The following is a 12991-nucleotide window of genomic DNA, read 5'->3' as shown; positions in this document are numbered from 1 at the left end:
TCTCCGGCGGATCGACGCCCGCACGACCGAACCGTTTTTCCGCTGGAATGTCAACTGAGCGTATGGTCCACCATCCCGTCGCGGGCGCGGGTATCCTCATCGCGATCCTCACCCTCCCGCTCGGGTTGCTCACCGCGCTGTTCGTCGGTATCGTCCCTGCGGCCGCGGTCTTCGTCGTCGGCTGGCTGTTGCTGACGCCGATGCTCGTCACGTTCGCCGAGGAGGTCGGCGCGCTGCTCCCCGGCTACGGGGACGACGAGGGATCCGACGGTTCCGAGACCCCGCTCGCGGAACTCAAGGCCCGGTACGCGCGCGGCGAGATCGACGAGGCCGAGTTCGAGCGCCGGGTCGAACGGCTGGTCGGCGTCGAGGAGCTCGACGCGGACGGAGCGGTCGGCGACCTCGACGCGGGCGGTCCCGACGTGGACGACCTCGACGCGGACCCGGTCGACGGCCGGGAGCGCTCCGTCGAACGCGAGTGACTACTCCCCGTCGCCGTCCCCGTCCGCCGCGGCCCCGCCGAACAGCTCCTCGTGGCGGTCGGCGAGGTTGGCGTAGTCGCCGGAGTTGAACGCCTCGAAGACGGCCTCGGGGTCGATGTTCGTCTCCGAGAGCGGCGTGACGGTGGCGGGCATCCCGCGGACGAACGACTCGGGCGGCACCTCGTAGCCCGGCGGGACGACGGTGCCCATCGCGACGATGCTGCCCGCGCCGATGACGGCGTCGCTGACCGTCGAGTTGAACCCGACGAGGGCGCCGTCCTCGACGGTCGTGTCGTTCAGCACCGCGCTGTGACCGACCATCGCCTTCTCGCCGACCTCGGAGGCGTGGACGGTGGCGTTGTCGCCGACCGCCGACTCGCGACCGACGACGACCGGCCCCACGTCCCCGCGCAGTACCACCCCCGGCCAGACGTTCGCGTTCGCCCCGACGGTCACGTCGCCGACCAGCGTCGCCTCCCGGCTGACGTGCGCGTAGCCGTGGACTTCCGGCCGCTGCCCCTCGAACGCGTACTCGCGACTGTCCATAGCGTGTGTGTCGTGTTCACACGTCTAAACCCTTGGCCCGTCCCGCGCGGGTCGGCGGACTGTGGCGTGGCGATCCCCCTCGTTTCGTGTGGAACGGGCGTACACCGTCGCTCCGCCGCGCTCCCACACACCTATGCGGGTCGAAACCGTGGGGCGTGCCATGGACACGGAGTCGGACGACATCGCGGTCGAGCGGCCCGTCCTCGCGACGGCGGTCGTCGCGGCCGTCGCGACGGTGGCCTACGTCGGGGTCCAGCTGGTCCTCGACGGGACCGTCGCGCCCGCCGAGACGGCGTCGTTCGTCCTGATCTTCACGCTCGTGTACGTCGCCGGGGCCCGCTACCTGCGCGAGCGGTCCGCCGAGTGATCACAGGAACCTGTCGATTCCGGCCTGCCGGCGGTCGACGCCCGCGGGGTCCGGCTCCCAGGCGCTCCGCCGGGCGCGGGCGGCTTCCGACCCCTCCGACGACGGGGCGCCATCCGCGTCTTCGTCACTGTCGCTGCCGACGGGTTCGTACCCCGGACACGTCGGCCCGCAGTCGGCGACCGGGCGGACGAGCCCGTCGTTCCACGCACACCACGGCAGCCGCGCGTCGGCGAGTTCGGCCGGCTGGGCGTCGCCCGGGGCGCACTGCTCGCAGTCGGGGAGATCGTAGGTCCGCCACCCCTTCCCGTAGGCGCGTTCGGCGACGCGGCGGCGCTGGCGGCGCTTCTCGGCGGCGGTGACCGGCCGCACCTCGGCGCGGCCCGGCTGGCGGTCGAGGAGTTCGATGCCCGGTCCGTCGGGGTCGAGCGGCTCGGGCTCGCGGACCACCTCGCGCTCGCCCGTCCCGGGGTCGAACCGCCAGACTCCAACGGGGTCGGGCAGGCGGTTGAGGTGCGCGCCGGTGACGTACGTCTCGGTCGCGAGGACCACCTCGTCGAACAGCCCCAGCGAGGCGTCGATCCGTAGCTGGTCCCGGAGGTCGCCCGGCCGGTCGAGGTCGGGCTTGTTCTCGATCCCGACCAGCGAGTCGAACCACTCCTCGGGGTAGCGGACCGTCCCGCGAACGGCCGTGCTCGCCCCCTCGCGTTCGCGCTCGAAGAAGCCGAGTTCGACCGCCCGCTCGGCGACCGCGCGGGCGCGGTCGGGGTGGCAGTCGAACGCCTCGGTGACCGGGCGAGCGGTGCCCGGGCCCACGTCGCTCTCGATCGCCAGCGGCGGGATCGTGTGGGGCGTGATCGCCACACGGCGGTCGAACTCGGGGCCCGGTTCGACCAGGCACACGTCGGCGACGCGGCGGCCGTTGACCGCGGCGCCGAGCTGGCGGCCGACGACCCGGTCGGGCCCCTCCAGGTGAGCGCACAGCGCGAGTTCGAACGCGAACTCCTGCACAGCCGCCCGTTGGCGCGAACGGGCATAAGCCCGCTGACGGCGGCCGGACCGGCGAGCCCTCGGCGCGACGACCAGGCGGTCCGACGTGAGTAACACGCATCCATACCCACGGATGGCGCAAGTTTTATCTAAACGTGTTAAGCTATGTCAGGTACGACAGGGGTGACGACTCGGGCCGTCCGCGGGCGGAGAGCGTTCGCGGCCGCGGTCCACAGGGGGGTCGTCGCTCGGGACACGGGACCGATGAATCGGGACACGCACCGGGTCGGAGCCGACGATCGCGGCCAGTCAGTCTTCGACTTCTCGATCGGCGTGAGCCTGTTTCTGGTCGTCGTGCTGGGAGTGATCGTGTTCGTGCCGACGGCGTTCGGGAGTTTCACGTCGGGTGCTGGTGGAGGGGCCGGCGACGGGCTCGCGGCCGACAGAGCGGCGACGTACCTCTCGGAATCCGCACTCAGGGACAGCGGCGCGTCGGTGGGGTTAGACACCGAATGCACGCTTCTGTTTTTCACCGGCCGGATGAACGACCCCGACCTGACCGTGACGCCGAGTGACTGTGGACTGGAACAGGCCGCTTCGCTCGCGAGCAACGCCAGTCTCGACGCGAGCAGACGGACGGTGAACGTCACCGTCGAACGCCGAAAGCCGACAGATCCCGGTCGCGAACTGCTCTGCTGGGATACCGACGGCGGGCTGAGCGGGAGCCCGCTCGTCTCGGTCGACGAACCGGCTTGCGACCCGACGGCGACGGACGTCAGACTCACTGCCGGACCGAGCGCGGCGAATAATCAGGAGTACGCGACGGCCGAGCGCTACGTGTCTCTCGGTCGAGAGGGGGTGTATCTTGTCGTTCGAGTGTGGTGACGCGAGCACCGACCGCGGGCAGGCGTTCACACTGGAGAGCGTCCTCGCGGCGGTGGTCGTGGTGGCCGGACTCGTCTTCGCGCTCCAGGCGGTCACGGTGACGCCGTCGACGACCGGTTCGACCGCACAGCCGGTCGACCACACCAGGCTCGACAGCGTCCTCTCCGAGTCTGCCGAGAACGGGGCGCTCAGACGTGCGGTGCTGGCGTGGGACGACGGGTTCGCCGGAACGTCGGGCGGGGACTACTTCGTCGGGACGTTCCCGGACAACGAGTTCGGACAGGCGCTCGACCAGGCGGTCGGACCGACCGTCGTCGTGAACGTCGTCGTCCACTACCCAACAGGTTCCGGAACGACCGAGCGCCAGCGGATGGTATACAACGGTGTTCCGGGGGACAACGCCGTCCGGTCCGAGGCGGTCGTCACCGTCTTCGACGAGGACCATCGCTACGATGCCACGGGCAACAGGAAATCGGAGACGCTCGAATCCGAGGGGCTCTACCCCGGTATCAGCCAGCGGTCCGGGTCGGACGTGTACGCGCTCCTGAGAGTCGAGGTGGTTGCGTGGCGGACCTGAACGGAGTGAACCGCGGACAGTTGCTCCTCTCGGGGGCGTTCGTCCTGGCGGTCGCGCTCATCGGACTGACGATCGTGTTGACGTCGGGCGGATACACGACGACGCTCACGACACAGGACACCTCGGTCGAACGCGGGACCGACGCGATCGCGACCAGGGAGTCGGTGTCCGCCGACCTCGAACGGTACCTGAGAGACGTCAACGAGGAACCCACCGCAACGACGACTCGCTCGGCGCGCAAAGACAGTTTCCGGGACCTGGTGTCGCAGCTCGGCCCGTGGCTGAACGAGCGGTACGCGGAACACGGGCAACTGGTCGATATCGGTCCCGAGTCCGCCGTCTCGTTCGAGCGGGGCTATCAGATCGAACTCGCGACCGACGGCTCGTTCGATAGACTGGACACCAGCAGAAACGGACCCGGAACCGAGACGCTGGTCAGCGACGCCAAAGCGCGGAACGTAACCTTCGTGTTCAGCGACGTTCCGACCGGCTCGTCGTCGTTCGACGTGACGTTCGACTCCGGGAGCCGGGAATGGCTGCTGACGGTGACCGCGACGGGCGGCGGAAGCCAGTGGACGGTCACCGTCGACCGGACCGGGACGACCTACGCCCGGACGTGTACCGTCACCGGGTCGCCCTCGGAGATGACCGTGGACGTGGACGGAGCGACCATCGACGGCGACCACTGTCTGGCGCTCGAAGCCATCGAGTTCGAGGAGGACAACTACGAGGTCACGATCAGTGGAGACCTCTCGGGAACCAGCGGGCAGCTGTGGCTGACCGGCGAGGGCACGCCACCCAGTACTAGCTACGACGACAGCATCGTCTACAGCGCGCGGGTGCCTTTCACGTACCAGTCGGCCACGGTCGATTACCGCACCGAGTTGCGGATCGCACCGGAGGAGATACGATGATTCGCCGTGACGAGCGGGCCCTCTCGTCGGCGCTGTCATACGCGCTGATCGTCGTTCTGACGGTATCACTGACCGCGGGGCTGGTGCTCGGGACGAGTTCGATGATCGGCGAGCAGCGCGAGCAGGTCGCCCGCGATCAGGTCGACGCGGTCGGCGAACGGCTAGCGTCGACGATCATGACCGTTGACCGGATGAACGCGACCGAGCCCCGCCCCGCGTCCGCCGCGGTGATCCGGGAGTTCCCCCGGCGTCTCGGCGGGGTCCAGTACCGCATCAAGACCGTCGAGATGGGCTCGAACCGCTGGCGGCTGTACGTCGAGACTCGCGACATCGCCATCAACCAGTCGTTCACCGTCAGACTCCGGTCGGGAGCGGCCCTCGAAGAGACGACGATCAACGGGGGGCCGCTGCGCGTCTACTACGACAGGGCCCCGGACCCCGACGACGACAGAGTGAGGCTAGAGAATGCGTGACAACACATCCCGCGGGCAGAGCGAGGTCATCGGCTTCGTGATCGTCTTCTCGGCCATCCTCGCGGCGACGCTCGTCGTCGGCGTCTTCGGCCTCAACGCGCTCGACAGCGTCCAGGAGTCCACCGTCGCCAACAACGGCGAGATCGCCATGCAGGCGGTCGGCGACGACATCGAGTCGATCTACTACGGCTCCGCCGAGACCTCGACCACCGAACTCACGCTCGACGCAGCGACCCTCGAAGTCGGCGACCCGACGCGGGTGGAGGTGTCGGTGGTCTCGACGAGCACCGAGAGCTGGCAGTGGAAGCTCTACCCGCTCGTCTACCGGAGCGACGCGGCCTCGATCTACTACGAGAACTCGCTGATCGTCCGGCAGCAACGGAGGGGGAGCGTCGCCGTGAGCGGCTCACTGTTCCGGCTGGACGACGAGCGTGCCGTGATCCCGGTCGTCCGGACGAACGCGACGACGAACGCCACCGTCAGCGGCGGGACGGAGCAGATCCGGGCCATGGAGAACGGAACAGAGCAGGTCGTGCGGACGAACGAGGACCCGTCGGTCACCGAACTCGACGTGACGATAACGATGCGTGACGTTCCGGGTCGGACCGAGGTGTGGGAGACCGCGTTGCGGGACGCCTACGGGGGCAGCGGGTCGCTGTCGTGTACGAACCCGGAAGCCGACGAGGTCGCCTGCTCGTTCGAGACGGAGACGGTCGTCGTGTCGAGCGTGACCGTCGAGTACGGGTTCGGGTAGGTCAGTCGTCGACGGTCGCAGTCTGCTGTCGGAGGTAGACGAAGTCGACCGTGGCGGGGCCGCCCGATCCGCCGCCGTAGACCCTGGCCGAGCCGAGGTTCTCGTCGTAGTGGACCTGGGCGTCGTTGGACATCTGGGTCACCTCGCCGATAATGCTCCCGAAGATCTCGACCTGGTTCACGACCTGAATCTCGGCGCCGTCGGTACTGGACCCCCCGGGACCGAACATGACGCCGGTGTAGACGACGTCGTTGCTGAGCTGGACCTGCGCGTTGGGTCGCAAGTACATCCAGAACAGCGGCGCGCGATCGGCTTCCGGGCTCGTCCGGATCTCTGCCGTGTTGACCATCGAGAGCGCGTTGCCGCCGGACGCGCCGACGTAGACGTTGGCCCGACCGGACCCCTCGATAACGATCTCGGCGTCGTTGTCCATCTCAATCCTCCCGTCGACGTAGACGTTGACTTCTCCGCCCGTGGTGTCCAGCCTGAGCAGATCCCCGCTTCCCATGTCGATGTCGTCGACGTAGTAGTCGCCCTCCGGCAGCTCGCAGACGGGGTCACATGAGCCCAGGTCGGTCCCGCTGATAGCCGAGACGTCCCCGTTGTCGTTGGTCGTGCTGTAGCTCGACTCCTTGTCGAGGATCGTGCTCTCGGCCGATTCGTAGTCCGGGACCGACGGGTCCAGCGGCGTCTCGAACGTCTTCGCAGCGAGACGGCTGGAGACAGTCCCCGGTTCGCCGTCGCGTACGTCCCCGGCTACGTCGGCGTCTTCCGGTCCACGCTCGACGTTACCGCCCGCGATCACGTCACCGTTGATATCGACGGTGTCGCCGCCCAGGTCGATATCGCCGTCGACGACGACATCGCCCTGAATAGTCACGCCGCCGGAGTAGTCTTCGCCGATCTTGGCGTCGCCGTCTTCGACGTAGACGTTGCCGTCGATCGTGTCGACGCTCGACAGTTGTTCGATGTCGCCGTCGCGGACGTACACGTCGCCCTCGATGACCGGGTCCGCGCTGTACCCTACCTCGAGGTCGCCCTCGACGAACACGTCCTGTCGAAACGCTGGCTGACCCGAGGTGATCTTCAGCGAGAAGTCGTTCCCGCTCGCTCCGCCGACGAGTACGTCGCCCTCGAATTCGGGCTCGTTGACGATCGTCAGGTCGTCTTTCGTCGAGAAGATGCTGTGGAAGGTCGGCTGGCTGTTTATTTGGGTCGGGCCGCCCGCGTTCTGACCCAGCACGACGTTCCCGAGCACCTCGACCTCGTTCGTGATGTCCGGGGCGCCGCTCTCGGCGTGGACATCGCCCCGGACGGTGAAGTCATTGGTCGGGTCGAACGTCTCGGTCGTCAGCACGTCGCCGTTCTCGTTGTGCGGCGAGCCGGCGTAGTCGGGCGAGAGGTAACTGTCGGTAGTCACCGTGTTGGTCAGCGCCGAAGAGGGGCCGTCCGAGTACGCCGCCGAGGAGACGGTCCCGCCGACGTTCGGTGATTCGACGGTGACCGTGACCGTCTGCGTGTCGGGGTCGACGGTGACCGACTCCGAACCGAGTTCCGACTGGAGGTGTTCGCCCCAGGCCTGGTAGAAGGTGCTCTCCACCGCGACGGTGATTGTCGTTCCGCTCGGGATCCGGTTCGACATCCCGATCGAGGAGAGCAGGTCCTGCTGGTCGACTGTCTCGACACTGAACTCGCCACCGCCGGTCGTCCCCTCGATCGTGGTAACCGGGAACGTGAGCGTGCTGGCCTTCTCTTTCGGCCGATAGCTGATCTCCGGTCGCGAAACGACGACGCTTCCGTTCCCGGTCTTCCGCCAGACGCCCCCACCCTGGTAGGCGACGGTCTGTCCGCCGTGTTCGTATCTGGCCGTCCCGAGCCAGAGCTCCTCGGTCGTGTCCGAACCGGACGGCGGGTCGACTGTTACGGTGACCCTGCCCGCCCGGGCCGGCTCCCCGGTAGATTCGCCCACCACCTGGAAGTTCCCCTGGAGGTCCGGGATCTCCACCTGCGCCTGACTCGACCCCTCACGGGCCATCCGCTCGATCGTGGTGTCGAGCGACTGCATCGACTGGACGGCGGCCGCAGACGAAGCGTCCCCCTGTCCCTGGTTCAGCGCCGCCGTTCCCGCGATGACCACCGTCGTCGCCCCCGCGATGACCATCGCAACGAGTAATACGACGGCCAGGATATCCGACTGTGCGCGCCCCCGTCTCCAGCCGCCCACGCGGCATACACCCCTATACATCGTTGTGTCTCTGGTTGGTGAAACGTACACACACGCCGAAATAATCCTTTCGACATTTCCGGCGCACGAACTGGACTGGCCCGGGCGCTCGAGGGCTATCCCGACGGACCGGACAGTACTCGGTTCTGGTCCCCCGGCGCTATGTCTCGCACGACCGACACTCGCTGTCGACCACGTCGAGGTCGCCGTCGAGCGTGACCGTCAACCGGTCGTCGGCCAGCGGGATCTCGACGGTGACCCGCCAGGGGTCGACCGACTCGACGGCGGTGTACTCGTCGTCGACGCACCACGGGAGCGTCCAGTACGGGCGCGAGGACAGGTCGATGCCGTGGTCCTCGTAGAACGCCGAGACGACCGACTCGTCGAGCAGGACGAGCCCGACCGGCGAACACAGCTCGTTGCGACAGCGCTCGCAGACGTGCTCGGCGCGCAGGGCGACGTCCAGACAGCAGTCGCCGCCGCGGACGATCTCGGTGTGGATGCGGCCGGCGCAGGACGGGCAGACGCCGTCCGCCGCCAGGCAGTGGAGGTGGCGGACCCGCTCGTCGAAGGCGGTGGCCACCTCCGCGTTCGACCGGTCGACCAGCCCGCCGGGCGGGAACTCGTACTCGCCGTGGGACTTGCCGCAGTCGACGCAGTCGATCCGGAACTGCTCGTCGGCGTAGCGGGCCTCGAGCGCGCCGCCGCAGCGGGTGCAGGCGCCCTCCACCTCGAAGGGTTCGACGTCGGGCCGGCGGGTGAACGTGCCCGCGCGGACCGCGCGGACGACCTGGGCGCCGGCGTGGCGCAGGTCGTAGCCCGCGTCGGACTTGGCGACGAACTGGTCGGTGAGCTGCTGGAGGTGGTAGTTGAACTGCGCGCTGTCGCGCATCGCCACCTCGTCGTGCAGCGCGGAGAAGCTCACCGGCGGGTCGTCGGCCCGCCACAGCGCCTCCAGGATCTCCAGGCGGGTCCCGTTGGCGACGACGCCGAACGCCTCCGCCGGGTCCACGCCGGCGGCCTCGCTCTCGCCGTCCTCGCCGGGCCCCTCGCTAGCTCCGCTCATACCCGATCGATCGACGGGAACTCCCAAAAGGGTTCCCTGAAGCCGGTTTTTGTATCGACACTGTCACGTGTCCGACGGCGCTTTCAGCGCGCGAAAACGCTCGTGGATCATTAACACGGATCGGAGTCAACGGGTGGAGTGATGTGTGCATCGCGCGAGTCGAGTCCCCTCCACCGGTCGGCCGGGTGCTGTGAGACGCCCACGGTGCTGGTCGTCGACGACGACCCGGACCTGACGGCGCTCGCGGGCGCGTACCTCGGCCGGATCGACGACGTGTCCGTCCGGACGGCGACCGACCCGGACGACGCCCTGGACCGTGTCGACGACGCGGTCGACTGCGTGGTCAGCGACTACGAGATGCCCGGGATGGACGGGCTGGCGCTGCTCGACGCCGTCCGGACGGCCCACCCCGACGTGGACCTGATCCTCTTTTCGGGGTCCGAGGCCGAGGGGCTGGCCGAGCGGGCGCGCGAGCGGGACGCGCGGTACGTCCGGAAGGGGCCGTCGAACGGAGGGTTCGACGACCTGGTCGACGCCGTCGAGACCGCGCTCGACGACTGAGGCGGGGACGCCGCCGGCGGACGGCGGCCGGTCCCCGGGGGCGGTCGGACACGGAACAGTAGGTTTATCAGTCGCAGAGGGCGAAGATTCCCCAAGATTACTCCCGAGATGACGACGAACACACAACCGGAGGTGAACATCGGACTCGTCGGTCACGTCGACCACGGCAAGACGACGCTGGTGCAAGCCCTCTCTGGCGAGTGGACGGACCAGCACTCCGAGGAGATGAAACGCGGCATCTCCATCCGCCTCGGCTACGCCGACGCGACCTTCCGGCAGTGTCCGGAGGGGGAGGTCCCCGACGCCTACACCGTCGACGAGACCTGCGGCGACCACGACACCGAGACGGACGTGCTGCGCACGGTCTCGTTCGTGGACGCGCCGGGTCACGAGACGCTGATGGCGACGATGCTCTCCGGTGCGGCGATCATGGACGGCGCGGTGCTGGTGGTCAGCGCCAGCGAGCCCGTCCCGCAGGCACAGACCGAGGAACACCTGATGGCGCTGGACATCATCGGCATCGACAACATCGTCGTCGCCCAGAACAAGATCGACCTGGTCGACGCCGAGCAGGCCCGCGAGAACTACGAGCAGATACAGGAGTTCGTCGAGGGCACCGTCGCCGAGGACGCGCCCATCGTCCCCATCAGCGCCGGCCAGGGCGTCAACATGGACCTGCTCATCGACGCCATCGAGCGGGAGATCCCGACGCCCGAGCGGGACCCCGGGGCCGACGCGGAGATGCTCGTCGCCCGGAGCTTCGACATCAACCGCCCGGGCACCACCTGGGACTCGCTGCTGGGCGGCGTGCTCGGCGGCTCGCTCGTCCAGGGCGAACTCGAGGCCGACGACGAGATCCAGCTGCGGCCCGGCCGCGAGGTCGAGGAGGGCGGCCAGTCGGAGTGGCAGCCCGTCGAGACGACCGTCCGGTCGCTCCAGGCCGGCGGCGAGACCGTCGAGACGGCCACGCCGGGCGGTCTGCTCGGCGTCGGTACCGGGCTCGACCCCTCGATCACGAAAGGCGACGCGCTCGCCGGCCAGGTCGCGGGTCCGCCCGGGACGCTGCCGCCGACCCACGAGCAGTTCACGATGGACGTCGATCTACTGGACCGGATCGTCGGCGAGAACGCCGGCGACGTCGAGGAGATCTCCACCGGCGAGCCGCTGATGATGACCATCGGGACGGCCACGACGGTCGGCTCGGTCACCAGCGCACGCGAGGGCGAGTGCGAGGTCGCGCTCCAGCGCCCGGTCTGTGCCCGCGAGGGCGCGAAGATCGCCATCAACCGACGGCTGGGCGGCCGCTGGCGGCTCATCGGCATCGGCACGCTCCGGGAATGAGCGTCGTCATGGACACGAACGCACTGATGATGCCCGTCGAATGCGACGTTCGCGTGTTCGAGGAGCTCGAGCGGCTGCTCGGGGACGACGAGCTGCTGGTCCCCGAGGCGGTCCGCGACGAACTCGCGACGCTCGCCGACGGGCAGGGGAAGGAGGCGGCCGCGGCCAGCGTCGGGCTGGACCTGGCGGCCGACCGCTGCGAGCCGGTCGGCCACGAGGCGGGCTACGCCGACGACGCGGTGGTCGAGGTCGCCGGACGGGAGGACGTTTCGCACGCTGTCACGAACGACGGTCCGCTCAAGGGCCGGCTGCTCGACGCCGGTATTCCGGTAGTTAGTTTACGGGCCGGGAACAAACTCGCAGTCACTCAACCATAACATGTACAAACGGGTTACACTCCGCGATACGGTCGAAGTGCCGCCGGAACACCTGGCGGACGTGACGCCGGGGCTGGTCAAACGGCTCCTGCAGGACAAGCTCGAGGGACGGATGGACGAAGACGTCGGCTCGGTCGTCTCGGTGATCGACGTCCACGACATCGGCGAGGGGGCGGTCGTCCCCGGGAAGGAGGGCGTCTACTTCACCGCCGAGTTCGACGCGCTGACCTTCGACCCCCAGATGCAGGAGGTCGTCGACGGCGAGGTCGTCGAGGTCGTCAACTTCGGCGCCTTCGTCGGGATCGGCCCCGTCGACGGCCTGCTGCACGTCTCGCAGATCTCCGACGAGTACCTCGCCTACGACGAGGAGGGCCAGATGCTCTCCTCGCGGGACTCCAACCGCACGCTGGGGGTCGGCGACGCCGTCCGGGCGCGCATCGTCACCAAGAGCATCGACGAGCGCAACCCCCGGGACTCGAAGATCGGCCTCACGGCCAAGCAGGTCGGGCTCGGCAAGCACGGCTGGCTCGAGGAGGAGCGCCAGAAACGCGAGGCCGCCGCGGAAGCGGGTGAGGACTGATGGCCGACAGGCTAGTCTGTCGCGAGTGCCACCGCGTGCAGGACTCCGAGGAGGCCGAGACCTGCGTCGCCTGCGGGTCGTCGTCGCTGACGGAGGACTGGGCGGGGTTCGTCGTCATCAGCCACCCCGACCGCTCGGAGATCGCCGAGGAGATGGGCGTCACCGAGCCCGGCCGCTACGCGCTGAAGGTCCGCTAGCGTGACCGTCGTCCTCGAACTCCAGCCCGCGCTCCGTTCGGAGCTGAAAGACCCGTTCGGCCCCGTCTCGACCGACACGGCCGCCGTTCTCGCCGCCGCCGGCGACCCCCTCGTCACCGTCGGCGACATCGTCACCTACCACACTCTCGAGGCGGGCCGCGTCCCCGACCTGGCGTTCGTCGACGAGCGCACCGAGCGCGCCGCCGTCGACGACGAGGTCAGCGAAGGGATCGCGGACGACCGCTTCGACCGCGTCCGCGCCATCGAGAACCCGCCCGCGACGCTCACCGCCGCGCTGCTGGACGCGCTGGTCGACGCGCTCGCCGCCGGCGAGCGGACGCTCGTCCGCGTCGACGGCGAGGAGGACCTGGCCGCCCTGCCCGCCATCGCCGCCGCGCCGGCGGGCGCCAGCGTCCTCTACGGCCAACCCGGCGAGGGCGTCGTCCACGTCACAGTCGACGCCGACACCCGCGCCCGCGTCGTCGACCTCCTCGACCGCATGGACGGCGACCCCGCCCGCGCGTTCGACGCGCTCGACGTCGACCGCGAGTGACTGTCCGTTCCTCTCGGCATCCTCGCTTCGCCTGTAGCCGTGCGACAGTCGAACTGGCGCGCGCTGTCGCGAGTCTCGTCTCGCGACAGCATCGCGCGAGGGATGAG

17 protein-coding genes are annotated in these 12991 nt (G+C 68.9%); 13 read left to right on the top strand and 4 right to left on the bottom strand.

Annotation, left to right across the window (positions count from 1 at the left end):
- Positions 1 to 62: 62 nt before the first annotated feature.
- Positions 63 to 482, top strand: coding sequence for an SHOCT domain-containing protein (locus ACMGFG_RS08335; protein ID WP_436929878.1), 420 nt, complete (start codon positions 63 to 65; stop codon positions 480 to 482).
- Here the strand turns inward: ACMGFG_RS08335 and ACMGFG_RS08330 are convergent, their stop codons facing one another.
- Complete coding sequence (locus tag ACMGFG_RS08330) at positions 483 to 1028, bottom strand: gamma carbonic anhydrase family protein (protein ID WP_436929877.1); 546 nt, start codon at positions 1026 to 1028, stop codon at positions 483 to 485. It abuts the gene before it with no gap.
- A 160-nt stretch (positions 1029 to 1188) separates the two neighbouring features.
- Here ACMGFG_RS08330 and ACMGFG_RS08325 point away from each other — a divergent pair, with 160 nt between their 5' ends.
- Positions 1189 to 1395, top strand: a complete 207-nt coding sequence (locus ACMGFG_RS08325) for a hypothetical protein (RefSeq protein ID WP_436929876.1) — start codon at positions 1189 to 1191, stop codon at positions 1393 to 1395.
- On the opposite strand, the gene ACMGFG_RS08320 is transcribed toward ACMGFG_RS08325, so the two are convergent.
- Positions 1396 to 2403 carry a DUF5787 family protein gene (locus ACMGFG_RS08320; protein WP_436929875.1) on the bottom strand — a complete coding sequence of 336 codons (1008 nt, stop codon included), beginning with the start codon at positions 2401 to 2403 and terminating at the stop codon, positions 1396 to 1398.
- 243 nt (positions 2404 to 2646) lie between these two features.
- Between ACMGFG_RS08320 and ACMGFG_RS08315 the strand changes: the two genes are divergently transcribed.
- The 5 genes from ACMGFG_RS08315 to ACMGFG_RS08295 are packed head-to-tail and all read left to right on the top strand — an operon-like array spanning position 2647 to position 5985.
- The gene (locus tag ACMGFG_RS08315; protein WP_436929874.1) at positions 2647 to 3267 is read left to right on the top strand and encodes a DUF7287 family protein; all 621 of its coding nucleotides are present in this window, start codon (positions 2647 to 2649) and stop codon (positions 3265 to 3267) included.
- On the top strand, positions 3248 to 3844 hold the full coding sequence (locus ACMGFG_RS08310) for a DUF7288 family protein (RefSeq protein WP_436929873.1): 597 nt from the start codon (positions 3248 to 3250) through the stop codon (positions 3842 to 3844). Before ACMGFG_RS08315 ends, ACMGFG_RS08310 begins: the two co-directional genes overlap by 20 nt.
- On the top strand, positions 3832 to 4758 hold the full coding sequence (locus tag ACMGFG_RS08305) for a DUF7261 family protein (RefSeq protein WP_436929872.1): 927 nt from the start codon (positions 3832 to 3834) through the stop codon (positions 4756 to 4758). Before ACMGFG_RS08310 ends, ACMGFG_RS08305 begins: the two co-directional genes overlap by 13 nt.
- The gene (locus tag ACMGFG_RS08300) at positions 4755 to 5231 is read left to right on the top strand and encodes a DUF7266 family protein (protein WP_436929871.1); all 477 of its coding nucleotides are present in this window, start codon (positions 4755 to 4757) and stop codon (positions 5229 to 5231) included. Before ACMGFG_RS08305 ends, ACMGFG_RS08300 begins: the two co-directional genes overlap by 4 nt.
- On the top strand, positions 5224 to 5985 hold the full coding sequence (locus ACMGFG_RS08295; RefSeq protein WP_436929870.1) for a DUF7289 family protein: 762 nt from the start codon (positions 5224 to 5226) through the stop codon (positions 5983 to 5985). Before ACMGFG_RS08300 ends, ACMGFG_RS08295 begins: the two co-directional genes overlap by 8 nt.
- Position 5986: 1 nt before the next feature.
- On the opposite strand, the gene ACMGFG_RS08290 is transcribed toward ACMGFG_RS08295, so the two are convergent.
- The gene (locus ACMGFG_RS08290) at positions 5987 to 8230 is read right to left on the bottom strand and encodes a DUF7289 family protein (RefSeq protein WP_436929869.1); all 2244 of its coding nucleotides are present in this window, start codon (positions 8228 to 8230) and stop codon (positions 5987 to 5989) included.
- Between the two features lie 139 nt (positions 8231 to 8369).
- A complete protein-coding gene (locus ACMGFG_RS08285; protein WP_436929868.1) occupies positions 8370 to 9275 on the bottom strand; it encodes a winged helix-turn-helix domain-containing protein in 906 nt (301 codons plus the stop codon).
- Positions 9276 to 9416: 141 nt separating this feature from the next.
- Between ACMGFG_RS08285 and ACMGFG_RS08280 the strand changes: the two genes are divergently transcribed.
- The 6 genes from ACMGFG_RS08280 (at position 9417) to ACMGFG_RS08255 (ending at position 12884) form a co-directional block, all read left to right on the top strand.
- Positions 9417 to 9836, top strand: a complete 420-nt coding sequence (locus ACMGFG_RS08280) for a response regulator (RefSeq protein ID WP_436929867.1) — start codon at positions 9417 to 9419, stop codon at positions 9834 to 9836.
- Between the two features lie 108 nt (positions 9837 to 9944).
- Positions 9945 to 11177, top strand: coding sequence for a translation initiation factor IF-2 subunit gamma (locus ACMGFG_RS08275; protein WP_436929866.1), 1233 nt, complete (start codon positions 9945 to 9947; stop codon positions 11175 to 11177).
- A complete protein-coding gene (locus ACMGFG_RS08270) occupies positions 11174 to 11554 on the top strand; it encodes a PIN domain-containing protein (protein WP_436929865.1) in 381 nt (126 codons plus the stop codon). The genes ACMGFG_RS08275 and ACMGFG_RS08270 overlap by 4 nt, the downstream gene beginning before the upstream one ends.
- A 1-nt stretch (position 11555) precedes the next feature.
- Complete coding sequence (locus ACMGFG_RS08265; protein WP_436929864.1) at positions 11556 to 12134, top strand: DNA-directed RNA polymerase; 579 nt, start codon at positions 11556 to 11558, stop codon at positions 12132 to 12134.
- Positions 12131 to 12331 carry a transcription elongation factor subunit Spt4 gene (gene spt4 / locus ACMGFG_RS08260; protein ID WP_135365811.1) on the top strand — a complete coding sequence of 67 codons (201 nt, stop codon included), beginning with the start codon at positions 12131 to 12133 and terminating at the stop codon, positions 12329 to 12331. Before ACMGFG_RS08265 ends, spt4 begins: the two co-directional genes overlap by 4 nt.
- Position 12332: 1 nt before the next feature.
- A complete protein-coding gene (locus ACMGFG_RS08255) occupies positions 12333 to 12884 on the top strand; it encodes a GTP-dependent dephospho-CoA kinase family protein (RefSeq protein WP_436929863.1) in 552 nt (183 codons plus the stop codon).
- The last annotated feature ends 107 nt before the right edge of the window (positions 12885 to 12991 follow it).

The sequence above is a fragment of the Halosimplex halobium genome (genome assembly GCF_051414055.1).
Taxonomy (GTDB): domain Archaea; phylum Halobacteriota; class Halobacteria; order Halobacteriales; family Haloarculaceae; genus Halosimplex; species Halosimplex halobium.
Note: the sequence above shows the minus strand (reverse complement) of the source record. Positions and strands in the feature narration are given on the sequence as shown.

Excerpts from the sequence above, each read along its gene's own strand:
- ACMGFG_RS08335 (WP_436929878.1), top strand. The coding sequence starts at position 63 with ATGGTCCACCATCCCGTCGCGGGCGCGGGTATCCTCATCGCGATCCTC.
- ACMGFG_RS08330 (WP_436929877.1), bottom strand. The coding sequence starts at position 1,028 with ATGGACAGTCGCGAGTACGCGTTCGAGGGGCAGCGGCCGGAAGTCCAC.
- ACMGFG_RS08325 (WP_436929876.1), top strand. The coding sequence starts at position 1,189 with ATGGACACGGAGTCGGACGACATCGCGGTCGAGCGGCCCGTCCTCGCG.
- ACMGFG_RS08315 (WP_436929874.1), top strand. The coding sequence starts at position 2,647 with ATGAATCGGGACACGCACCGGGTCGGAGCCGACGATCGCGGCCAGTCA.
- ACMGFG_RS08300 (WP_436929871.1), top strand. The coding sequence starts at position 4,755 with ATGATTCGCCGTGACGAGCGGGCCCTCTCGTCGGCGCTGTCATACGCG.
- ACMGFG_RS08295 (WP_436929870.1), top strand. The coding sequence starts at position 5,224 with ATGCGTGACAACACATCCCGCGGGCAGAGCGAGGTCATCGGCTTCGTG.
- ACMGFG_RS08290 (WP_436929869.1), bottom strand. The coding sequence starts at position 8,230 with ATGTATAGGGGTGTATGCCGCGTGGGCGGCTGGAGACGGGGGCGCGCA.
- ACMGFG_RS08285 (WP_436929868.1), bottom strand. The coding sequence starts at position 9,275 with ATGAGCGGAGCTAGCGAGGGGCCCGGCGAGGACGGCGAGAGCGAGGCC.
- ACMGFG_RS08280 (WP_436929867.1), top strand. The coding sequence starts at position 9,417 with ATGTGTGCATCGCGCGAGTCGAGTCCCCTCCACCGGTCGGCCGGGTGC.
- ACMGFG_RS08275 (WP_436929866.1), top strand. The coding sequence starts at position 9,945 with ATGACGACGAACACACAACCGGAGGTGAACATCGGACTCGTCGGTCAC.
- ACMGFG_RS08270 (WP_436929865.1), top strand. The coding sequence starts at position 11,174 with ATGAGCGTCGTCATGGACACGAACGCACTGATGATGCCCGTCGAATGC.
- ACMGFG_RS08265 (WP_436929864.1), top strand. The coding sequence starts at position 11,556 with ATGTACAAACGGGTTACACTCCGCGATACGGTCGAAGTGCCGCCGGAA.